Here is a 24,391-nt window from a genome sequence, read left to right as displayed (position 1 = left end):
TTTTTATGAAATTAAAGTCATCGTTTTTTTTATTAGAGAATAATTAGGCATAGTATAAAAAATTCCATTGTTCTTTTTTGGACAATCTATAGCACGTAAAAAAAAGTAAAAAACACCTCCAAAATCATCTTTATAATTATAGTTTTTTAGTTTTTTTTGTAAATATTTATGAATCGCTATAGTGTATATTTGATATTGTAGATGATATCTTTTTTTAACTATTTCTTTGTTTATATGTATAGAAGAATAAAAATTATTATTTTTTCCTAACCAATTAGATTTATAATCTAATATATAATATTTTTTTTTCCAAATGAAAACTAAATCAACGAATCCTGTTAACATCCCTTTGACTGGATTGAAAGATAATTGTGGAGAAGTAATAGATGTTGGATTAATAGATTGAATAATTTTATTTAGTTCTGTACTATATAACATATTTTTTATCGGAAAAAAAAATTCTAGTTCTCTTATAGATGATTTTTCATCTATTCTGGATAAAATAATTTTTTCATCATTAAGAGGTGTATTTATAATATTTTTTATCCAATATATTAACACGGAAGTCCATTTTATATGAATATTATATTTTTCTAAGATACAAGAAAACCAATTAGAATTTTTATTCTTTAAAACATGTAAATTTTTTAATATATAATGAATCATTAAACCAGTTTTTTTTCCTTTTGGGAAATTATGTATTGTTAATAGAGATTGATTTTTTTTTTCTTGATTTTTTATACATAACTCTTTTAGAGCAACTTCTTTTTGATGATGTTTTGATAATTTATTTATTTTATTTAATTGACTAAAGCTTGTTATACTCCAAGTATTTCTAATATTTTTTTTGTTTAAAAATTTATTTTTACATATTAAACTAATAGTTTGTGGTTTTCTAGAAAAACTAAAATTATCTGTATTATTTTTTACTTCAATAAAATTGTTAATACTCAATTTTTTTAATTTTTCCAACAGACCTTCATAATTCATAGTCTTTCCACCTTGTATGGTGAATCCTAAACCACTTTGATGAATATCACTATTATTTCTATTTTTTATTATTTTTTTTATTAAACAAGCTAATCCAATACTACAATGAAGAATAGATCTTGTAAGTGCAACATATAAAAAACGTATATCTTCTGCTAACCTTTCCTCGTCTGCTATTTTTAAAAATTTATTGCTATAATTTTCATCAAAAAATGTTTTTAAACTTTTTTGATCGTGATAAATAGCTAGTGTTGATTTTTTAAAATCTATACTAAAAGGTATCCAAACAATAGGATATTCTAATCCTTTTGATTTATGTATCGTAATAATTTTAATCGATGGAGATTCATCAAAACACTTTATACTTTCATTATATTCAGGTTGTGTTTTTGTGGATATTTTTTTTTGAAACCAACGAATTAAAGATATTTTTTTATGAAAAAATTGGAATTGCTCTTGTAATAATTCTCCAATATGTAAAAAATTTAAATTTTTTATATGATTTTCATTAATTTCTGTGCAAAAAGAGTTTTTTTGATATTCTAATATCATGATTTTAATCATCTGAAAAACGCCAATTTTTTCCCATATATCATGATATTCATATAATTTTTCTATTATAAAATAAGAGTTTTTATTACTGATTGTTTTGTTTTCAACTACAAGGGATAATTTTTTTAAAATATGTGAAGCCATTGATTGTTGTAATAATATTTCGTTCTCGGGTTCTAAAATAGATTCTAGTATCCATAGTAATTCTTGAGCATCAAGAGTTTGAAATACACTATTTTTATTAGATGAATATATTGAAATTATATTAAGTTTTTCTAATTCATCTTGAATAAGATCAGCTTCTTTTCTATTTCTAACCAGTATAGCGATATCGTTAGCTGTAAGAATTTTTTCCCCATTTTTAGTAGTGATTTTTGCTTTTCCTGTTTTAGCACAAGTTAACCAAAAACTAATTTCATTTGCACATTGTTTAGAAATCCAAACTTGATAATCATCTATAGATACTTCTTTTTCTTCTTGTAAAAAAAAACTAATTGGAGTTTGAGCGACATCATTAATTGTAAAATTCATTTTTAAGTTTTTACTAGAAGGGACAACCGGTATATATGGAATATTTTTAAATATAAATGGATTTATATTTTGAGAAAATAAAAAATTGATGCTTTTACATATATTTATTGAAGAACGCCAATTAGTATCAAGATAATAGTATTTTTTTATTTTAGATTTTGCATATAAATAAGAAAAAATATCTGCACCTCTAAAGCTATATATTGCTTGTTTTGGATCACCAATAAGAAATAATACTGTTGTTTTGTTTTTTTTATATAAAAGATTAAATATTTTATACTGTTGAATATCAGTATCCTGAAATTCATCAATAAATGCCGCGGGATATTTTTTTATTATTAAGTCTTTTAAAAATTTTTCTTTTTTTATAGTTTTTAATAGTATACTTAACAAGTCATTAAATCCTATCAATGATTTTTTTTTCTTTTCTTTAAGTAGAAACTGATGAATTTTTTTTACAGCATAGATTATAATGACATTTTTCAATGAAAATTTCTTTTTTAATATTTTTTCACTTTCTTCAAATATAATATACTTTGAACATGTATTATTGATTGTATTTTTTTCTATATTTTTTTTTGTAAAGTATTTTAGTATAGAAGGAATAGTATAATCTTTAGTTTCAGATTTAGCCCATTCTGTTATCTTATTAATCCATTTAATTAGATTAAATTTACTATATATTTTCTTATTGATTTCTAAATCGTTAATTGTTTTTTGTATTATTTTATGATAAATCAACCACATTTCTTTAAAAAAAATTATTTTTTTTATATTTTCTTCATGATACATAATCAGTTTTTTATTATTTAATATTTTTGTAGGAAAATTAATGGATTTTATATAAAAAAATGGTTTTATCGTTTTTAAAAGATGGTCTGGGCTTTTATAATCTTGATAGATAATTTTGATAATATCTTCTGGTAGTGTATAAAAAAAACGTCTCCAAAAGTCTTGTGTCGCTTGTAAATATAAATTATCTTCATTCTCAATTATTTTTTCTTCAAAAATATCATTAAAATGAAAAGTATGTAATTGTAATATGTGTTGACAAAAACTATGTATTGTGTAAATAGAAGAGCTATTCATGTCATTTTGTGCTCTTTTTAAAACATAAATAGCTTCTTTTATATCATGTATTTCTTTAAAAAAAAACTGAAAAGAAGAATCTGAGGTCGTTTTATTAATACAAGTTAAATACATATTTTGAATTCCATCTTTGATACGTATATACAATTCTTCTTTGGCTTTATTAGTAAAAGTAACTACCAATATTTCATGAACTAATAGTTTTTTTTTATATATTTTTTTTTCTCCAATACCTAATAATAAACGCAAATATAATAGGACTATTGTAAAAGTTTTTCCTGTTCCTGCAGAAGCCTCGATTAATTTTATTCCATTAAGAGGTATTTTAAATATATTAAGTTTTTCTTTTAAACTATCAATTTTCAAATTGTTATTTTTTTTTTCAACCTTTATTTTTTAAAATGGGAATAAGCCACTTTTCAGCACTCTCACAAATTTTTTTGATGTTCTTTTTATTTGATATGGTAATTGTTTTTTTTAAATAATAATCTTCTTGTTCCCCTTCGGTGTAATTATCTCCTTTCCAGGTATATAATAATTTTTTATATGCTTTTATTTTTGTATAATAATCATTTTTAATACAATTATTTCTTTCATCATAAACCTGGTCAAGCCAAGATGCCCCTGATTTTGTTAAAAAAAGAGGTTCTTTCATGCCCTTTATATATCCTTTAATATACTCTAGTAGATAACTATGTGCTCTATGAGAATTTAAAGAAGAAAAAGACCAAATTTGACTTTTATAACCTATTATTTTGCTTTTCCCACAACCTCCTAATATAGAGTAAATTAAATGTTCTAACCATAAAGCAATACGATCGCTATATCTGATTGAGCTTGTTTTCCAACGCAGCAACCCTGTACTTTGTATTTCAGATAAAACGCCATATATTTGGTATTTTTCTATATTTAAATTAATCTTTTTTTCTTCTTTTTCAATTCTATATTGCATTACTTTATTTGCTATCAATTTCATTTCTTTAATATTTTTTATCCAAAATATTTCCCCGAAAAAATGATAAGGTAGTTTTCCAGAAAGAAGGTAGTGTTGGTATAATTTTGTTATATTTTTATTATGTATGATGTAATCTAGTAGTTTATTTTTTATTTTAAAAGAATTTAATGGATTTACTAAAAAAGTTTCTGTTGTATTGATTTTTTGTTTTTTTTGACGAATTTTAATTTTTAAATGAGAATTATAAAAATATCGTATTGGATGTTTCCAAAAATTTATCAAATCTTTCAAATTAATTTCATTATCAGTATTTTTTTTTAGTAAATTTTTATGAGATATATTTTTTTCTGTATGTTTAAAATCATTTTTTATATCATCTTGTATAAAAGATTCTATATTTTTTGTTTCATAGAAAAATTGTTTTTTATGTTTTTTGCACAGATATTTAGTGATTTTTTTAGAATTTTCTTTGTAACTTAAATTTTGATCGCCTATAAAACAAAAATTTAATGTTATATAATTTAATAACTGATCAACTAAAATTGAAGGATGTACTTTGCTTTCGTCTTTAACAGAATATCCGATATAACTAATATAAAAATATTTTTCGGCACAAGATAAGCTTTGAACAAACAAGTAAGAATATTTTTGATACAGATTAATATCTCCAATTAACGGATACTTTTTTAATAAATTAAAGTTATCTAAATAATTTGTTTTCGGAATACTTGTATGATCAGTTCCAATCATACATATTACTTTAAATGGAATATAACATACAGAATCAGGATAGCAAAAATTTACTACTCCAGGTAAAAATATTTCATGATTATTATCATAATATTTATAGAAAAAAATTTTTTTAAGTATATTAATTGAAATTTTTTTTAAATAATTTGATGATAAACTATCATCAATTATTTCTATCCATTTTTTTTGAATTATTTGAATAGATTTTTCTATTTTTGTGTTATTTTGAAAAAAATCACTAACTAAATCGCTATATAATGAACGCCAATATGTAAGGTATTGTAATTTTGATAGTTTTTTTTGCCATTTTTCTAGTATTTTTATAAATGAAATCAGTTTTCCTATCAATTCCGATCTGGAACCGTTAATAAAACTGCATGACAAAACACCATTCCAAATTTTTTCTGTATCATTCATTGCATAACTAAGAAGTAATTTTTCTATACCGTAAAACCATGTATTTTGTTTATTTTTAGGAAACAACAAATAATTTTTATGTTTTTCATTAATACCCCATCGAATATTTGTTTCTTCTATCCAATGGTATAAAATTTTTATTTCTTCTTCTGAAAAATTAAATTTTTCTGCTATTTCAGGAACATCGAGTAATTCTAATATTTCTTCGTTTTCGAACCGACTATTTGATAAATTTAATATTTTTTTAAAAGACCAAAGCATTATTTCTGTTGTTTTAGAAGATTTTTTAGCGATAAAAAAAGGAATGGTTTTTTTATTATCTATTGATTGAAATATTAAATTAATTGATGAAATATATGTATCTAGTGAAAAAGAAGTAACTACTATATCACCTGGTTTTATAGATGAGTTTTCATTAAGAAATATCAATAATTTTTCATATAACACTTCAATTTCATTTTTTTTATTAAAACAAATATTTATAGAAATTGAATGGTCACTTATTTCTAAAAATCTTTTTTTGCGTGTGAATTCACTATCGTTAAAAAAATTATTTTTAATCTGACTTAATAAACTTTTATTTTTATTTTTTTTAAAGCAATTGATTACTTTATTTTTTTTAGACTTAAGAATATAAAAATAATAAATTTCTTCATATTGTCCCCATAATGTTATTAATGAATCATTTAATATATTTTTTTTTTCTATTTTTATATCTGTAAAAATTTTATTATCTTGAATAAAATTAAATATATTTTTCTTAAATGGGGTAATATATAAGAAATAAATATCAGTATATATACTAATATTTTGAAAAATTTTTATATAAGAAGGATTCATTGAAAAAGAGGAAATAATAAAGAAACGTTTAGGTAAATATTTTTTTTTTATTTTTTTTTCTTTAATTATTTTCTGAATATTATAAAATAAATTAGCAAAATGATCACTAGATTGATTTATTTTTTTTGTATTATGTATTATTTCCATCCATAATTTTATTTGCCATTGTTCGTTTTTGTCAAAAATTGATATATTTTTTTCTATTTCCCATTGATTGATCCATTCAGGACGATATAAAATATATTTTTTAAATATACTGGCCATTAAAAATGAAAATTTAAATTTTTTTATCATATCTTTTTTTTTACTGCAATTTTCAAAAAATTTTTTATTATCTAAAATTTTTATAATTTCCCAAATAATCATAGAATGAGTAAATATATTTTTTAACTCTTTTTTAGATAAAATTATTTTAAATAATTTCCATATAAAATCATTGGGATGATAAAATTTAAAATTAGCAGAAATACCTTTTTTTTCAGCAATAAATATATTTAAGTATTGAAATAGCACTTTGTTATCATAAATAAATATCTCTTTTTCAAAAATATTAGAAAAAGGTTTTTCTTCAATAATATGATATGCTTTTAATAGTAGCGTATTAAGAGAATTTGACTTGTAAATGGTAAACATAGCAATTTATTTTTTAAATTAATTAATTTTTTTGAATTTTTTTGAGGATTATATTATCTTATTTTTTTTTATAAACATGTACATCTAGCTGAGGAAAAGGAATGTTGATATTATTTTTATCTAGTTCTTTTTTAAATTTAGCCATTAAGTCCCAATATACTGTATTTAAATCATGATTTTTACTCCAGCAACGTACTATAAAATTTAAAGAAGATGGAGCTAATTCACTAAGTCCAACTATAATGTCTTTATCTTTAATTACCCTTTCTTCTTTTTCTATCACGCTTCGTAATATTTTTATTACTAAATCGATGTCGCTGTTATAAGATACACTTATAATAAATTCATTACGACGTGCAGGTTCTCGTGAATAATTAATAATATTACCAGAAATAATTTTATTATTAGGAACCACTACTATTTTACCGTCTAAAGTACGAAGTGTGGTATAAAAAATATGAATATTTAAAACAGTTCCTGAAACACTTCCTAAATCGACATATTCTTCAGTTTTTAATGGTCTTAATGTGACTAATAACACACCAGCTGCAAAATTAGATAAAGATCCTTGTAAAGCTAAACCTATTGCCATGCCGGCAGCTCCTAATATAGCTATTACTGATGTTGTTTGTACTCCAATCCGACCTAATGCAGCAATAAATGTAAAAGTAATAATAATATATCGCATTAATGCAGAAAGAAATCCTGCAATAGTTGCATCAATATTTCGAGTAATTAATACTTGATTAGCTCCATTTGATATGATTTTAGATATAAACATTCCGACAACTAAAATAATAATAGCAGATGTTAGATTTATTGTATATCTAAGCAATAATTCTTGATTACGTATCAACCAAGTTCCTGCATGATTGATATTATTTACTACATTTAATTCATCCATTTTAATCTCTGTATATTTTTTATTAATAATTAATAAAGTTTTAGCAATTATTTCTATTTTAATAAATAAAATTTATTTTAATAAAGTTTTTTCGGAGAATATTTTATTTATTCCCCGGGATAAAATTAACAGTCTTTATAAAATATTAAAAGAGTTTAGTTCTTTAAATGATTGTTCTAATCTAATTGATATTGATTCCTGTGATTTTCTTATCCACGTTCTTGGATCATAGTATTTTTTATTAGGTTTATGTTTATTAGTTGTATTTCCTAATTGGTGTTGTAGAAATTCTTTATTTTGTTTATAAAAATCTAAAACACCTTTCCATGCGGCCCATTGTATATCAGTATCAATATTCATTTTAACTACTCCATATTGAATCGATTCTTTAATTTCTTTTAAATTGGAACCTGAACCACCATGAAACACTAAATTCAATGGATTTTTTTCTAGATTGTGTTTAGAACTTACAAATTCTTGTGAATTTTTTAAGATAATAGGGCGCAAATCAATATTTCCAGGTTGATAAACACCATGTATATTACCGAATGAAGCCGCAATACTAAAATTCTTACTAATTGTATTTAGTTCTTCATAAGCATAATTAACATCTTGAGGTTGTGTATAAAGTAATTTTTTATCTATCTTAGTATTATCAATACCATCTTCCTCACCCCCTGTACATCCTAATTCTATTTCCAGCATCATATTAATATTCTTAATTCTTTTGAAGTATTTTTTACAGGTACTAATGTTTTCTTCCAAACTTTCTTTTGATAAATCAATCATATGAGAAGTAAAAAGAGGTCTATTATTATTGAAATAATAGTTTTGACCAACTTCTAATAGTCCGTCAATCCATGATAGTGTTTCTTTAGGACAATGATCAGTATGAAGTATTACTGGAATTTCATAATGCTTTGCCATTAAATGTACATGTTGAGCTCCAGATACAGCGCCTTGAATTGCTTGTTCTTGATTCTCTGATAGTTTTTTTTTATAACCAGCAATAAAAGAAGCTCCTCCATGAGAAAATTGTATGATAATTGGAGATTTAACTCTAGCAGCAGTTTCCAAAACAGCATTAATAGAATCAGTACCTATGCAGTTCACGGCTGGTATTGCGAATTGTTTTTTTTTAGCCAACTCAAACACTATTCGAGCTTCGTCACCATTCATAACACCAGGTCTAATAACATTTAAAATATTCAATGTTTTTCCTATTAATTATTTTGATTTATTTTTAAAATTTTCTTCTAACATTTGTATTGCAGGTAGTTTTTTTCCTTCTATAAATTCTAAAAAAGCTCCTCCTCCGGTTGAAATATAAGAGATATTATTTTTTATATTAAACATATCGATAACAGATAATGTATCTCCTCCTCCTGCTATAGAAAATGCATTGCTATTTGCAATTGTCTTTGCAATCATCTCAGTACCTTTTCTAAAGTTTGGAAATTCAAATACCCCAACTGGTCCGTTCCACATAATTGTTTGAGATTGTGTAATAATACTAATAATTTTTTTAATACTTTCATCACCAAAATCCATTATTTCTTCATCTTCTTTGATATTATCAGGTGATTTGATTATAGCCTGTTCGTTCTTACAAAAATTTTTTCCAACACGAGAGTCAATTGGCACAATAATATTGTATTTATCACGTAATTTTTTAGCTTCAAATACAAAATCTGGTTCATATAATGATTTTCCTATTTTGTAATCAATAGCTAAAAATGTATTTGCTATACCACCTCCAACTATTATTGTATCTGCAATTTTAGACAATTTATTTAATACATTAAATTTAGTTGATACTTTTGAGCCTCCAACTATAGCAACCATTGGTCGTTTTGGTTTTTTTAATGCTTTTTTTAAAGCATCAATTTCACTTATTAAAAGAAGTCCAGCACATGCAATTTTAACAAATTTTCCAATCCCATAGGTAGATGATTGCATTCTATGTGCACTTCCAAATGCGTCCATTACAAATATATCGCAAAGATCAGAATATTTTTTAGATAATTGTTCGTCATTGTTTAACTCACCTTTATTGAATCGAGTGTTTTCTAAAAGTGCGATTTCTCCTGGATTCAGTTTAATACCATCTAAAAAATTATTGGAAAAATATATTTTTGTATTATTAAATTTTTTTTTAAAATATTCAAATATAGGAAATAAGGAATATTTTTTTGTATAATATCCTTCTTTTGGTCTTCCTAAATGAGACATAATAATGACTTTAGCTTTTTTCTGAAGAGCCAATTCAATGGTAGGTAGTGCAGCTAGTATTCTAGCATCAGATTGGATAATTCCATTTTCTATAGGGACATTTAAATCACTTCTTATTAAAATTCTTTTCTCTGTTATATTTAGTTCAGTCATTTTTCTTATAGTCATAATAATACCTTTTACAATTACTTATGTATAATTTATTTTTTTTATTCCATTTTTAAGTCGATTATTTTAACCTGTTATTCCATTAATAACAGGTTCTTAAAAAATAATATATTTTAATTTTTAAACCATGCTCTGATTCCATCTAAAAACATTTGGGTAGAAAGCATAATTAACACCAACCCCATAAGACGTTCTAACGCATTGACTCCTTTTGAACCAAATAATTTTAAGAACAAACTAGATGATAGTAATATTATAACAGTAAAAAACCATGAAATTAGTAATGATCCCACTAAATAAAACATATGATGTAAATATTGATGCGATAACAACATTAATGTTGCCAATAAAGATGGTCCTGCAACTAAAGGAATAGCTAATGGTACTAAAAAAGGTTCTTCAGATGAAGAGATCTCATTATTATTATCTTCAGAAGGAAAAATCATTTTAATAGCGATTAAAAATAAAATAACACCTCCAGATATCGAAACTGTTTCAGTTTTTAAATTCAGAATAATAAGTATCTTTTCTCCGACAAATAAGAATAATAACATTACAATTAATGCTATAATCATTTCACGTATAACTACGATTCTTCTTCGTTTTACGTCTAAGTGTTTTAGTATCGTCATGAATATTGGAAGATTGCCTAAAGGATCCATGATTAGAACTAGCAATATGGTTGTAGAGATTATTTCAGTCATTTTAATCTATTATATCCTTTTCAAGTGATAATCTTTATACATAAAATATTTTTTATAATGAAAAATTATAATTTTATAGTATATTTAAAATTAAAATTAAAAATAGAATTTTCTATTTGAATATTTTTCTTAAAAATTCCTTACATTTTTAAAAGCATATATTTTTCTTATATGAAATTGATGATTATTGATTAATTTTTTACTGATTATTTTAGGAGGCGGAAAAATTTTTACTTTAACTACATATCACTTTTGATAAAATTATTGTTAATGTAAATTATCCGTGTATTGATTTATGATAAAAATTGTTGGTTTAGTAGGTTGGCGTGGAATGGTTGGATCAGTTTTATTAAAACGTATGCAAGAAGAAAATGATTTTTCAAGAATTAAACCTGTATTTTTTTCAACATCTCAATTTGGTCAAGATGGTCCCATTATAAATAATATATCATATAATATTTTAGAAAATGCTTATAATATAGATGTATTAAAAGAAATGGATATTATAATTACATGTCAAGGAGGCTCTTATACTAAAGAAATTTATCCGACTTTAAGAAAAAATGGTTGGAAAGGTTATTGGATAGATGCAGCCTCTAATTTGCGTATGAAAAATGACTCTGTAATTATATTAGATCCAGTTAATTATAATGTTATAGAAGATTCTATAAACAAAGGAATTAGAACTTTTGTCGGAGGGAATTGTACTATTAGTTTAATGCTTATGTCTCTAGGAGGTTTGTTTCAAACAGAACTAGTTGAATGGATTGCTGTATCTACTTATCAAGCAGCTTCTGGAGCAGGTGCGCGTCATATGATAGAATTATTAAATCAAATGGGGATATTATATAAAAGTGTTGAAACAGACTTATTAAAAGGTTCTCATTCAATTCTAAGCATTGAAGATAAAGTAACTAAAATATCACGTAGTGTTAATTTTCCTGTAAAAAATTTTTCTGTTCCTTTAGCTGCAAGCCTGATACCTTGGATCGATACAGAAATGAGTAATGGTCAAAGTCGAGAAGAATGGAAAGGACAGGCTGAAACTAACAAAATTTTAGGCACTAAAGATACAATTTTAATTGATGGTACATGTGTACGAATAGGTTCACTTCGTTGCCACAGTCAATCATTTGTTATTAAATTAAAAAAGGATGTTTCTTTAGAAGATATTGAAGAAATTATTAGAAATCATAATAAATGGGTTGATGTAATTCCAAATAGCATACAAGATACATTGCTAAAATTAACTCCATCTTCTGTAACTGGTACATTAAATATACCAATAGGTCGTTTAAGAAAATTAAATATGGGGAAGAAATATTTATCTGCTTTTACTGTCGGAGACCAACTTTTATGGGGTGCTGCAGAACCTTTAAGAAGAATGTTGAATATATTGATTAATATATAAAATATTTTCTATTACTAATAGTAATAGAATTTTTTAATGTATACACTATATTTTCGTATATATAAAATTTCTATATATTAGATATACAGTGTATATATTAAACATTTGATGATGATAAAAAGTGTTTTTGATATTTTTATCAAAACCTATAATCCTTTTTTTAATAAATAACGATAAGGTTTAACTTTAATTTCATTTTTTAATAATTTATGCTCCATAAAATAACAAAAGTTCGGAATATCTCTCTTAGTTGCAGGATCATCTGATAAAATTAGTATTTTTTCATTATCTTTCATATCACGAATAGTTTTTCTTATTATCATAATTGGTTCTGGGCATCTAAGTCCAATTAAATTTAAAATAATGTTTTTTTTCATTTTTTTATCGAATCTATTTTAAATAGATTTTTTTTTATGTGAGATAAAAAATCAAAAGTATTATTGATTAGTATAATATAATTTTTTTAATAAAATATAATTATTTACAATAGACGGTAAGAGTGAATGAGAATTTTTTCCATAAAAATAATTTTTTCTAATTCTACTAGAAGAAATATTGATACAAGGTGCGTGTGAAAAAAAAATCAAACCACATGGTTGCTTATGTAGCAAATTGCAATCATATACAGTGTTCGAATGAATCCATTTTTCTAATTCATCATTTTTTTGTTTTTTGTGTTTTCTAGGATAAATTAATAAATGAGAATATAATAATATTTCTCTCCAATTTTTCCAAAGATAAAATGTTTGTAAGTTATCTTCTCCTATTATAAAGCATAAGGGTTCTAAATGGCTTATTTTTTTTCTAATTTTTTTTAGTGTGTCTATAGTATAAAAAATATTATTTTTTTTTGTTTCTAAATAACTTATTTCAAATAAAGGATTATTGTGAATAGCAAGTTTGATCATTTTTATTTTATCTGATATGGATGTTTGAGTTTTGTTCCTATGAGGAGGATAGTTATTGGGTAATAGTATTATTTTTTTTATAGAAATATCTTTTGCTAATTTTTCAGCTAAATTAATATGACCATAATGAATAGGATCAAAATTTCCACCAAAAATTGCACATAATTTTTTCATTTTTTTATTAATATATAAAATATTAGTTACATAATATTAAAATTAATTCTTGTAGTTGATTCCAAACATAATTATTATATTTTTTTTTGATATTTACTTCTATTTTTACAAGAATTTGAATAGCTTTTAATAAACTATCGTTGTTAATTTTATTAAATGCCTTGATAAAAAACTTACGTCTTGTTACAAAAATATTATATTTTTCTAACATTACATAAATACTTATTTTTTTTTCACGCTTCATATGAATCAATTGTAACAAATCTTTTTGCAAAGAACGTACTAAAATAAGAGGATTATATTTTTTTTTAAAAAAAATATTTAATATATAAAAGGATTTTTCTGTTTTACCTTGAAATATAGAATTGATCCAATATGATGGAGAAACATCAAAAAACTCAATGATAATTTTTTTTATTTTTTTTTCTGTAATACATGTATCGGGCCATATTATAAATAGCATATCTAAAATTTTATATATAAATAAAGTATTACCTTCATAATATTTACATAATAAAAAAAATGCTTTTTCCTCAATATTTATTTTTTTTTCTTGTATTTCATACTTAATCCAATTAATAAAATTTAAATTATACGGCGTAAAACAAGAAACTATATTGTAGTTTTTAAATTCTTTTAATGATTTATTTTTTTGAATAAAACGTGATAAATGATTGAATTTTAATATTATTAATATATCTGGATGCAATAAAGAAAACATTTTATTAAGATTTTGAATTAAAATAACATTTAACTTTTTTATAAGAAAGTTGATTACTAAAGTAGTTTTTTTAAAAAATAAATTATTAGTTTTATAAAATAAAATAATTTTTTTCCAATCTTGATTTTTTTCTACATCAATTATAATTTTTTCTAGGAATCCTTTTTTATATGCAAAATTCAATATCATATCTTGATTTTTTTCTAATAAAAAAAAATCTTCTCCTAAAAAAATATAAAAATAATGCAATTTTTGCATTAAACTTTTTTTTAGTTCATTTGGATATATATTTTTCATATTAGTAATAACGTTATTATTATCAGTATTTTAAAAAATTTATGTTACAAAGTTTATTATTTTTTTCGGGATATATATTATTTTTTTGATATCAACATCCTCTAAATATTTTTTTATTATGGGTTGATTTTGTATGTATAAAAATATTTCTTCTTTAGTTAAAGAATCAGATATTTTTGTAGCACATCGTTTTTTTCCATTAATTTGCGCAACAATAGTACTATATTTTTTTGATAAAATATCTTTTTGAAAGATAGGCCATTTTTCGTTGTCAATAGAGCTATGATTATTAAAATAGTTCCAGACAAAAAAACAAAAATGTGGTGTAAATGGATAAAGCATTTTGATGATACAAATTAAGGATTCTCGCATAATAGATTTATCTTGTTCTTCTTTTATCGGAGCTTTTGACAATTGATTAACTAACTTCATAATTTCAGAAATGGCAGTATTAAATGTTTGTCGGCGACCAATATCATCAGACACTTTAGCAATTGTTTTGTGTAATTGATAACGCAATTCACTTTGTTGATGGTTCAAAAAATCAAAATTTATTTTTTTATGTGTGTTTTTTATATCAATATAATTAAATATTAGCATCCAGAGTTTTTTTAAAAAACGATATATCCCTTTTAAACCAGATTCTTTCCATTCTAGATCAGATTCTACAGGAGCAGAAAACATAATAAATAAACGAATTGTATCTGCTCCATATCGTTGAATTATTAATTCTGGTTCAATTCCATTATTTTTTGATTTAGACATTTTAATCATACCTGCATAAATTAATTTTTCTCCTTTTTGAGTATGTGATTCAATAATTTCTCCTTTTGTATTACGTTTTATTAACACTGATGATGAATTAAACCACTTTCTTTGAGAGTTACTATCAATTTTATAAAAAGCTTCAGAAAGAACCATTCCTTGACATAGTAAATTTTTTACTGGTTCATCAAAATCAACTAATTTAAAATCACGGAGTAATTTATGATAAAATCGAAAATACATTAAATGCATTATTGCGTGTTCTATTCCGCCAATGTATTGATCGACAGGTAACCAATATTTTGATGCTATTGAATCAATCATACCTGTATTAAAATTTGGACAAGTATATCTTGCATAATACCAAGATGATTCCATAAATGTATCAAAAGTATCTATTTCTCTAATAGCATGTTTTCCATGAATAAAAATTTCAGCCCATTTAGAATTAAAATTAATAGCTTGCTGTAATAGATTTGTATTTTTTCTTATTTTGGGTAAAACTACAGGTAATTGGTTTTCTGGTATCGGTATCATTTTACCATTTTTAAATTTTGCCATTGGAATGGGTGTTCCCCAATAACGCTGTCTAGATATGCACCAATCTTGTAATTTGTAATTAATTTTTTCTTTTAATATTTTTTTCTTATACAGTATTTTTTTTATTTTTTCAGTACCATCTTTAAGATTCAATCCATTAAATTCTTGAGAATTAAATAATGTTCCTTTTATATCTAAAAAAGAAGTATATAATTTAGGTTCTTGATGATCGGGATTAAAAATAACATATTTTATTTTTAAATTATTTTTAACTGCAAAATTCCAATCATTTTCATTATGTCCTGGAATAGATAAGACTGCATTAGTTCCATATTCTATATGTGTAGCATTTGAAATCCAAATTGGTATTGTTTTCTTAGTAATTGGATGAACAACAAATAGATTTGTGTTAATTCCTGTATATTTAACTTTATATTGTTCTTCTTGTGAGATATATCTATATTTTTTTATAAATTTTTTAATAAGTTCATTTTTTTTAGATAAATTTATAGATAATTTATGACAAGAAGATATTGAAATATATGTAACACCCATTAAAAGATCCAATCTTTGAGTAAACACTTTTAATTTTTGACAAGTATTAAAAACATTCAGGGTGATTTCAAATCCTTTTATTCGTCCAATCCAATTTCGCTGCATATTTTTTACATTTTCAGGCCAGTGAGTTAACTTCTTTAAATCTTGGTATAAAGATTCAGCATAATTTCTTATTTTTATAAACCATTGTGGAATTTGTTTTATTCTTATTTTATTTTGACATCTCCAACAACAACCATCAATAACTTGTTCATTGGCTAAAACGGTTTTATCATAAGAACACCAATTGACTAAACTATTTTTTTTATAGACTAATTTTTTTTCATATAGCTTAGTAAAAAACCACTGTTCCCAATGATAATATTCTGGATGACATGTAGTTATTTCTCGACTCCAATCATAACTAAAACCTAATGATTGGAGTTGTTTTTTCATGTATTTTATATTTTTTTGGGTCCAAGAAAAGGGATCTGTATTATTTCTTATAGCTGCTTCTTCAGCAGGTAAACCGAAAGCATCCCAACCCATTGGTTGCAGCACATTTTTTCCTAGCATTCTTTGATATCGAGAAATAACATCACTAATAGTATAATTTCTAACATGACCCATGTGTAATTTTCCAGAGGGATATGGAAGCATAGGAAGACAATAATATTTTTCTTTTTTTGGATCTTCTTTGACTTCAAAAGTTTTGTTTTTTTTCCAAAACTCCTGTACGTAATTTTCTATTTTTTTTGGTGAATATTCTTTTTCCATATTTTTCTCTAAAAGAAATATTTATAAAATGTAAAACTTACAATGTTAATGAAAAAAAATAATTTTATTGTTTTATTTTTTCAATTTATAAAGATAAGCAGCATTATGCTTCTATTAAAACAGGTGTTTTATTTTCTGGAATAGTTACATGTATTTGTATAACCTTTCTACTATCTGCTATAGAAATTTTAAAAGAATAACCATCAATATTAATACTTTCACCACGACTTGGTAGGTGACCAAATTCTTTCATTACTAATCCTCCTATAGTATCTACTTCTTCATCACTGAAATTAGTATTAAACGTTTCATTAAATTCTTTTATTTCTGTAAGAGCTCTAATAGAAAATGTGGATTTTTGTATTTTTCTAATATTTAATGTTTCTTCATCATCATATTCGTCTTCAATTTCTCCAACAATTAATTCAAGTATATCTTCTATAGTTACTAAACCTGAAACTGCTCCAAATTCATCTATGACGATAGCCATATGATTTCTTTTTGAACGAAATTCTTTTAACATCCTATCTACATGTTTACTTTCTGGAACTACAACGGCCGGTCGTAATATATTTTTTATACAAAAAATATTTGCTGATTGTTTCATAAATGGAAGCAAATCTTTAGCGATTAGAAAACCTTCAACATAATTGTTATCATTACTCATCACTGGAAAACGTGAATGTGCAGATTCAATAATAACATCAAGACATTCGTTTAAATTATGATGTAATTTTAATGTAATCATTTGTGTTCTTGGTATCATGATTTCTTTTATTCTTTTTTTTGCAATATGCATAACTCCTTCTAACATATCGCAAGTATCTTGATCAATCAGTTCGTTTTGTTCTGAATCACGAATTAATACTAATAATTCTTCTCTATTTTTAGGTTCGTCATGAAAAATTTGATTTAATAGAATAGAAAAAAATCCTTTTCTATTTATTTTATCAGAGTTTTGTAAATGGTTATCACTCATGGTATTAGATTATCTATTTTAAAATATGTTCTACTATTCTATGGTAGAAATACTTAGGTTAAAATATTTTTTATAAAAGATTAAAAACTTTTTAAAATATGTGGTTTTTTGTAATTTAAAGACAACATGATTTTGTTTTCAAGTCGTTCCATAATATCTGCTTCTTTATTGTTTTGATGATCATATCCTAATAAATGCAGTGTTCCATGTATTGTAATGTGAGCCCAATGTGATTCCAATGATTTGTTATACTTTAAAGATTCTTTTTCTATTATATTTTTACACAGTACTAGATCTCCTAATAATTTATAATTGATTTTAATAAATTTATTAAAAGGAAACGACAAAATATTTGTTGGTTTATTTTTTTTTCTATAATTAAAATTTAATTTTTTAATTTCCCATTCATCTACAATACGGATTGTTATAATGTTTATATTTTTTTTTTACATAAAATTTTTTGTATCCATTTTTTAAAATATAATTTTTTGGGTATATTTTTATTATTTTTACAACAATATTGAATGTTTATTATAATATTTTTCAAATTTTTTTTTGAATGAATTACTTTTAAAATAATTCACCTTTTAATGAATGTGTGTGTACTTTTTTGATCTTTACGTTAACAAATTGTCCAATCATTTTAGATGAACCTTGAAAAGTAACAACTCTATTATTTTCTGTTCGACCATATAAGTCCATGATATTTTTATCAGATACACCTTCTACTAAAACAGATTGTATACTTCCGAACATTTTTCTACTCCAGAGCATTGTTTGTATATTTATACGCTCTTGTAAAATATATAAACGTCTTTTTTTTTCTTTTAGATCAAGATCATCATTCATATTAGAGGCCGGTGTTCCAGGTCGAGCAGAGTATATAAAACTAAAACTCATATCAAAATTAATATTTTTTATAAATTCTATAGTTTTTTCAAAATCTATTTCAGATTCTCCAGGAAATCCAACAATAAAATCTGAACTAATTTGAATATCAGGTCTGGCAATTGTTAGTTTTTTAATAATAGATGTATAATCTTCTGTTGTATATGAACGTTTCATTAAATTAAGAATTTTATTAGAACCACTTTGAACAGGAAGATGAAGAAAACTTACTAGTTTTGGTGTGTCTTTATATACTTCAATAATATCATCAGTAAATTCAAGTGGATTACTAGTAGTAAATCGAATTCTCTCGATTCCATCTATTTCTGCAACTAATCTTATTAATTCTGAAAAATAACAAACTTTTCCATTAAAGGTTGGACCTTGATATGCATTTACGTTTTGTCCCAATAAGTTGATTTCTTTTATTCCTTGTTTTGCTAAAAGTGATATTTCAAATAATACATCATCACATGGACGACTAATTTCATTTCCTCTTGTATATGGGACTACACAAAAAGAACAATATTTATTACATCCTTCCATAATAGAAATATCTGCCGTGTATCCTTTTTTTTTAGGTGCTAAAAAATATTTAAATTTTTCTAATTTAGGAAAACTGATGTCAATTGATAACTTGCGTTTTTTTTCTACTTCATCGATCATTTTTGGTAATCTATGTAAAGTTTGAGTCCCAAATATGATATCTACATAATTTGCTCTTTTAAAAATTTCTTTTCCTTCTTGAGTAGCTACACAACCCCCTACAGCAATAATGACTTTTGGGTTATTATTTTTTATTTTTTTCCATCTACCTAGTTGATGAAAAACTTTTTCTTGAGCTTTTTCTCTTATAGAGCAAGTATTTAATATTAAAATATCAGCATTTTCCGCTGACTTGGTAAGTGAGTATTGATTATTTTTTTCTAATAAAGTGATTATCATAGATGAATCATATTCATTCATTTGACAACCCCAAGTTTTTATATATATATATTTCATATGCTTAAAAATTAATCCAATTTAATTTGTAAAAAATATTATCTCTTATACAAGTCTTTTATTTTTTTATATAGATATTTCTCCTTTGATAGCAGGATAAGGATGATATCCAATAATTTTAAAGTCTTCGAAACAATATTGAAATAATGACTGAGGTTTTTTGAGGATGGTTAGTTTGGGAAGCGTTCGAGGTATTCTGAGTATTTGTTTTTTTGCTAATTCTATATGATTATTATATAAGTGAACATCGCCTCCTGTCCACAAAAAATCTCCAACTTTTAAATCACATTGTTGTGCTATCATGTGTATAAGTATTGAGTAACTAGCTATATTAAAAGGTAGTCCTAGAAACACATCACAAGAACGCTGGTACAATTGACAACTTAATGTATTGTTAAATACATAAAATTGAAATAGAACATGGCAAGGAGGTAATCTCATTTTATCTATATCTCCAACATTCCAACTAGAAACTAACATTCTACGGGAATCGGGATTTTTTTTTAATTGTATTAATACATTTTTTATTTGATCAATTTCGTGTCCTTCTGGTGTACTCCAATTACGCCATTGTTTTCCGTATATTGGACCAACATCTCCGGATTCATTTGCCCAATTATTCCAAATTGATATTTTATTTTCATTTAGATAAGAAATGTTTGTGTCTCCTTTTAAAAACCATAAAAGCTCGTAGATGATAGATGCAATATGACATTTTTTTGTAGTAAGAAGTGGAAAACCTTTTTTTAAATCAAATTTCATATTATAACCAAAAATAGATAAAGTTCCTGTTCCTGTGCGATCTTTTTTTTGGTTTCCAACCCTGATGATTTTTTTAATTAATTTGATGTATTGTTTCATAATTCCTCGGAATCTATTTTTTATAATAAGATTTATACATAATAATTAATCCAGCAATAATCATAGGAAGTGATAATATTTGTCCCATAGTAATTATATTTTTTAATAGTCCTATTTGTGGATCTGGTTCTCTAAAAAATTCTATAAATATTCTAAATAATCCATAAAAAATTAAAAATAAACCGCTAATACTACCTGTTGGTCTATCTTTTTTCGAAAAAAAATAAATTATAAAAAACAGAAGAATCCCTTCTAAAAAAAATTCGTATAATTGGGTAGGATGACGCGGCAATGCTCCGTATTGATCTAATAATAGTTGTAATTCGGGATATTTTTTTATTTCTTTTAAATCTTGATTTTGAGAATTGGGAAAAATCATTGCATATGAAAAATTGGGTGATACACGACCCCATAGTTCACTATTAATAAAGTTTCCTATTCTACCAGCGCCTAAACCAAAAGGTATTAGTGGAGTGATGAAATCAGATATTTCTAATATTTTTTTTTTATATTTAAAAGAAAAATACGACATGACGATTATAGCACCTATTAATCCTCCATGAAATGACATGCCTCCTTCCCATATATAAAATACAGATAACATATTTTGAGAATAATATGAAAAATTATAAAAAATAATATATCCTATTCTTCCTCCGATGCATGATCCTAAAAAAATAGAATATAATAATGTTTCTATTTTTTTTTCGTACCATATTTTTTTATTTTTAATACTGCACTTTTTTCCATACCACATAGCAAATAAAAAACTTATAACATACATAAAACCATACCAGCGAGCAGATACAGGACCAATCGTAAAAATTATAGGATTTAATTTAGGAAAAAAAATGTACATTTATTTTATATAATATCCTTTGATTAAAAAAATATTTTCATATGTATAAGTTATTATAAAAAATTTTATTTTTCTAGATTTAGTATTTCTTCAATTGTTTGACGTCTTCGAATAACAATAGAATCATTATTTTTTAGTAAAATTTCTGGAATAAGTGGTCTTGTATTATAATTAGACGACATTGCAGCACCATAGGCTCCTGTATCATGAAAAATTAAATAGTCTCCTACTTTTATAGTAGGCAGTTTTCTGGTTTGAACAGTACCTCCTTCTTTTTGCGTAAAAATATCTCCTGATTCACATAAAGGTCCTGCGACAACAGTATCAATAGTCTCTTTTTCATTCATCTTCCTATCATCTCCATAAATAACAGATATATGGTGGTAGCTACCATACATAGTTGGTCTCATTAAATCATTAAACCCAACATCTACTAAAACGAAATTTTTGTTACCCATTTTTTTTGTAGCCCATACTTTAGAAATTAAAATGCCTGATTCTGCAACCAAAAATCTTCCAGGTTCAATTTCTAATTCAATTTTTTCTCCTAAAAATTTAGATATTTTCTTTCTTGCTATATCCCATAACATAAAATATTTTTTTATATCAATAGGTTGATCATTGAATTTATAGGGTATAGGTAATCCTCCACCAACAGAAATAGATGATATTTTTTGATTTAATTGAAAAGCATATTTAATCATAGCTTGAGATACTTTTTTTAGATGCAAATAGTTGACTCCCGATCCTATATGCATATGTAAGCCTATTAATTTTAATTTATATTTTTTTATAATTGGTATTGCTTGCTCAGGATGCCAAATTCCATGTTTACTATTTTCCCCTCCAGTATTAGTTTTTTTACTATGACCGTATCCAAATCTTGGGTTAATTCTTAACCAAACATGATGACCTGGTGAAATTTTTCCTAATTGTTTTAACATATCTAAAGAACCAGCATTTACTGGTATTTTATATTTTGCTACTTTCAATAAAGTCTCTTCGTCTAAAATATCCGCAGTAAAAATTATTTCATTTGTACTTGGTTTAAATCCAGATAATAAGGCTCGTTCAATTTCGCCTAATGAAACGGCATCTATTTTGACATTTTTATTTTTCATTAATCGCAGTATATTAATATTTGAACAAGATTTTTGAGCAAATCTAATCACATCAAATTTTCTTAACAAATTAATTTTTTTATAGATAATATCGGCGTCATAAACCCAAAATGGAGGGCTATATTTTTTTATTAAATCTTTAATTCTGTTAGTATTTAAGTTATTTTCAGTGTTATTTAAAGGTTTTGGCATATGATATCTCATTAAAAGTCTAAAATTTTTTTATTTATCTTTAAAAAAACATTAATCAATTAAAACTATTTTTTAAATGGACGAAGTGTTGGAAATAAAATTACATCACGAATGCTGATTTGATTAGTTAATATCATAATTAAACGATCTATTCCTATTCCTAATCCAGATGTTGGAGGTAAACCATATTTTAACGCTTCTATATACTCTTTATCGTAAAATAGATTTTTATTATCTTCCTTATTTGATTTTTGAATTTGATTTAAAAATCGTGTTTTTTGATCTTCTACATCATTTAGTTCTGAAAATCCATTTCCTATTTCATATCCACCAATAAAAAGTTCAAATCTATCAGTTATATTTAAATTTATGTCATTACGTCTTGCCAATGGAGAAACTTCTACTGGGTATTGTGTAATAAAAGTTGGTTGAATTAATTTTTTTTCTACTGTCTTTTCAAATATTTCAGTTTCTATCTGGCCGCAACCCCATTTTTTTTCTACTTTTATTCCTATAGATTTTGCAAATTCTCTGATTTTATAAAAATCTTTTAAATCGGATGAGGTAATAGTTGAATTAAATTCAAGAATAGAATCTGTCATAGTTAATCTACGAAATGGTTGACTGAAATCAAAATTATTGTTGTTGAATATAATTTTATTATCTTGAAAAAGAAACTTTGTAATACTTTTAAAAAGATTTTCTGTTAATTCCATCATATCTTCATAGTTAGAATATGCAATGTATGCTTCCATCATAGTAAATTCTGGATTATGACGAGCTGATACTCCTTCGTTACGAAAGTTTCTATTCAGTTCAAAAATACGTTCAAAGCCCCCAATAATTAGTTTTTTTAAATATAATTCAGGAGCTATTCTTAAATACATTTGAGAATCAATTTCATTATGATAAGTAATAAAAGGACGAGCATTAGCTCCTCCAGGAATATTTTGTAGCATTGGAGTTTCGACTTCTAAAAAATCATTTTCTATCATGAAATTACGAATCGCTGTGATAATATTAGAACGATTTTTAAAAATACTATATAATTTATTATTACTAATTAAATCTAGATATCTTTTCCGATAACGTATTTCTTGATTAGATAAACCATGAAACTTGTCTGGTAAAGGTTTTAATGATTTATTAAGTATTGTTACATTTTTACAATAAATAGATAATTCACCTGTTTTAGTTTTAAATAATGTTCCTATCACACCCAAAATATCTCCGATATCCCACTTTTTAAAGTGAAAGCGATAAAAATCAGATGATATTTTTTTTTCATTTATATAAATTTGTATTTTTCCTTCTATATCTTGCAAGGTAAAAAAAGAAGCTTTTCCCATAATACGTCTTTGCACCATACGACCAGCAATGGAAACTTCAATATTTAATGATATGAGTTCATTTCTATTTTTTGTTTGGTATTTTTGATAAATTTTTCTTGAAGTAGTATTTTTTTTAAAACTATTCGGGAAAGAAAATCCTTCTTTTTTCATATTAACAAGTTTTTGTTCTCTTTTTTTTATTTCTTTGTATAAAATATTACAATCACCATGATTTCTTTTTTCTATTTCAGACATTTTTATTC

18 protein-coding genes are annotated in these 24,391 nt (G+C 24.4%); 1 reads left to right on the top strand and 17 read right to left on the bottom strand.

Going from position 1 to position 24,391, the window contains the following annotated elements; translation table 11 throughout:
- Positions 1–3: 3 nt before the first annotated feature.
- The 6 genes from recB to BU_RS02345 form a co-directional block, all read right to left on the bottom strand.
- Entirely contained in the window at positions 4–3,528 is a 3,525-nt protein-coding gene (gene recB, locus BU_RS02370) for an exodeoxyribonuclease V subunit beta (protein ID WP_010896126.1), read from the bottom strand.
- Between the two features lie 16 nt (positions 3,529–3,544).
- Positions 3,545–6,757: an exodeoxyribonuclease V subunit gamma gene (gene recC / locus BU_RS02365; RefSeq protein WP_010896125.1), complete on the bottom strand. Its 3,213-nt coding sequence runs from the start codon at positions 6,755–6,757 to the stop codon at positions 3,545–3,547.
- Between the two features lie 58 nt (positions 6,758–6,815).
- A complete protein-coding gene (mscS, locus tag BU_RS02360; protein ID WP_010896124.1) occupies positions 6,816–7,661 on the bottom strand; it encodes a small-conductance mechanosensitive channel MscS in 846 nt (281 codons plus the stop codon).
- Between the two features lie 135 nt (positions 7,662–7,796).
- Positions 7,797–8,873 (bottom strand): class II fructose-bisphosphate aldolase, encoded by a 1,077-nt coding sequence (fbaA, locus tag BU_RS02355; protein WP_009874405.1) that lies wholly within the window; start codon positions 8,871–8,873, stop codon positions 7,797–7,799.
- Between the two features lie 15 nt (positions 8,874–8,888).
- Complete coding sequence (locus BU_RS02350; RefSeq protein ID WP_010896123.1) at positions 8,889–10,061, bottom strand: phosphoglycerate kinase; 1,173 nt, start codon at positions 10,059–10,061, stop codon at positions 8,889–8,891.
- A 113-nt stretch (positions 10,062–10,174) separates the two neighbouring features.
- Positions 10,175–10,765 carry a YhgN family NAAT transporter gene (locus BU_RS02345; RefSeq protein WP_010896122.1) on the bottom strand — a complete coding sequence of 197 codons (591 nt, stop codon included), beginning with the start codon at positions 10,763–10,765 and terminating at the stop codon, positions 10,175–10,177.
- A 295-nt stretch (positions 10,766–11,060) separates the two neighbouring features.
- Here BU_RS02345 and asd point away from each other — a divergent pair, with 295 nt between their 5' ends.
- A complete protein-coding gene (gene asd / locus BU_RS02340) occupies positions 11,061–12,176 on the top strand; it encodes an aspartate-semialdehyde dehydrogenase (RefSeq protein WP_010896121.1) in 1,116 nt (371 codons plus the stop codon).
- 146 nt (positions 12,177–12,322) lie between these two features.
- Here the strand turns inward: asd and tusA are convergent, their stop codons facing one another.
- The 11 genes from tusA to lysS all read right to left on the bottom strand — a co-directional run bounded on the left by tusA (position 12,323) and on the right by lysS (position 24,383).
- On the bottom strand, positions 12,323–12,553 hold the full coding sequence (tusA, locus tag BU_RS02335; protein ID WP_009874401.1) for a sulfurtransferase TusA: 231 nt from the start codon (positions 12,551–12,553) through the stop codon (positions 12,323–12,325).
- Between the two features lie 60 nt (positions 12,554–12,613).
- Positions 12,614–13,258 (bottom strand): nicotinate (nicotinamide) nucleotide adenylyltransferase, encoded by a 645-nt coding sequence (nadD, locus tag BU_RS02330; protein WP_009874400.1) that lies wholly within the window; start codon positions 13,256–13,258, stop codon positions 12,614–12,616.
- Between the two features lie 22 nt (positions 13,259–13,280).
- Positions 13,281–14,276 carry a DNA polymerase III subunit delta gene (holA, locus tag BU_RS02325; RefSeq protein ID WP_009874399.1) on the bottom strand — a complete coding sequence of 332 codons (996 nt, stop codon included), beginning with the start codon at positions 14,274–14,276 and terminating at the stop codon, positions 13,281–13,283.
- Positions 14,277–14,315: 39 nt separating this feature from the next.
- Positions 14,316–16,895: a leucine--tRNA ligase gene (gene leuS / locus BU_RS02320; protein ID WP_010896120.1), complete on the bottom strand. Its 2,580-nt coding sequence runs from the start codon at positions 16,893–16,895 to the stop codon at positions 14,316–14,318.
- A 103-nt stretch (positions 16,896–16,998) separates the two neighbouring features.
- Entirely contained in the window at positions 16,999–17,874 is an 876-nt protein-coding gene (gene corC / locus BU_RS02315; RefSeq protein WP_009874397.1) for a CNNM family magnesium/cobalt transport protein CorC, read from the bottom strand.
- An 80-nt stretch (positions 17,875–17,954) separates the two neighbouring features.
- Entirely contained in the window at positions 17,955–18,272 is a 318-nt protein-coding gene (ybeY, locus tag BU_RS02310) for an rRNA maturation RNase YbeY (protein ID WP_231834390.1), read from the bottom strand.
- A gap of 172 nt (positions 18,273–18,444) precedes the next feature.
- Positions 18,445–19,764 carry a tRNA (N6-isopentenyl adenosine(37)-C2)-methylthiotransferase MiaB gene (gene miaB, locus BU_RS02305; RefSeq protein ID WP_010896118.1) on the bottom strand — a complete coding sequence of 440 codons (1,320 nt, stop codon included), beginning with the start codon at positions 19,762–19,764 and terminating at the stop codon, positions 18,445–18,447.
- Between the two features lie 66 nt (positions 19,765–19,830).
- Positions 19,831–20,625, bottom strand: a complete 795-nt coding sequence (gene thyA, locus BU_RS02300; protein ID WP_010896117.1) for a thymidylate synthase — start codon at positions 20,623–20,625, stop codon at positions 19,831–19,833.
- A 13-nt stretch (positions 20,626–20,638) separates the two neighbouring features.
- Positions 20,639–21,484 carry a prolipoprotein diacylglyceryl transferase gene (lgt, locus tag BU_RS02295; RefSeq protein WP_010896116.1) on the bottom strand — a complete coding sequence of 282 codons (846 nt, stop codon included), beginning with the start codon at positions 21,482–21,484 and terminating at the stop codon, positions 20,639–20,641.
- A gap of 65 nt (positions 21,485–21,549) precedes the next feature.
- Positions 21,550–22,797 carry a diaminopimelate decarboxylase gene (gene lysA / locus BU_RS02290; RefSeq protein WP_010896115.1) on the bottom strand — a complete coding sequence of 416 codons (1,248 nt, stop codon included), beginning with the start codon at positions 22,795–22,797 and terminating at the stop codon, positions 21,550–21,552.
- 65 nt (positions 22,798–22,862) lie between these two features.
- Complete coding sequence (gene lysS / locus BU_RS02285; protein ID WP_009874390.1) at positions 22,863–24,383, bottom strand: lysine--tRNA ligase; 1,521 nt, start codon at positions 24,381–24,383, stop codon at positions 22,863–22,865.
- Positions 24,384–24,391: the final 8 nt, after the last annotated feature.

The organism is Buchnera aphidicola str. APS (Acyrthosiphon pisum), from assembly GCF_000009605.1.
In the GTDB taxonomy this organism is placed as follows: Bacteria; Pseudomonadota; Gammaproteobacteria; order Enterobacterales; family Enterobacteriaceae; genus Buchnera; species Buchnera aphidicola_I.
This window is presented reverse-complemented; position numbering and strand designations above follow the sequence as displayed.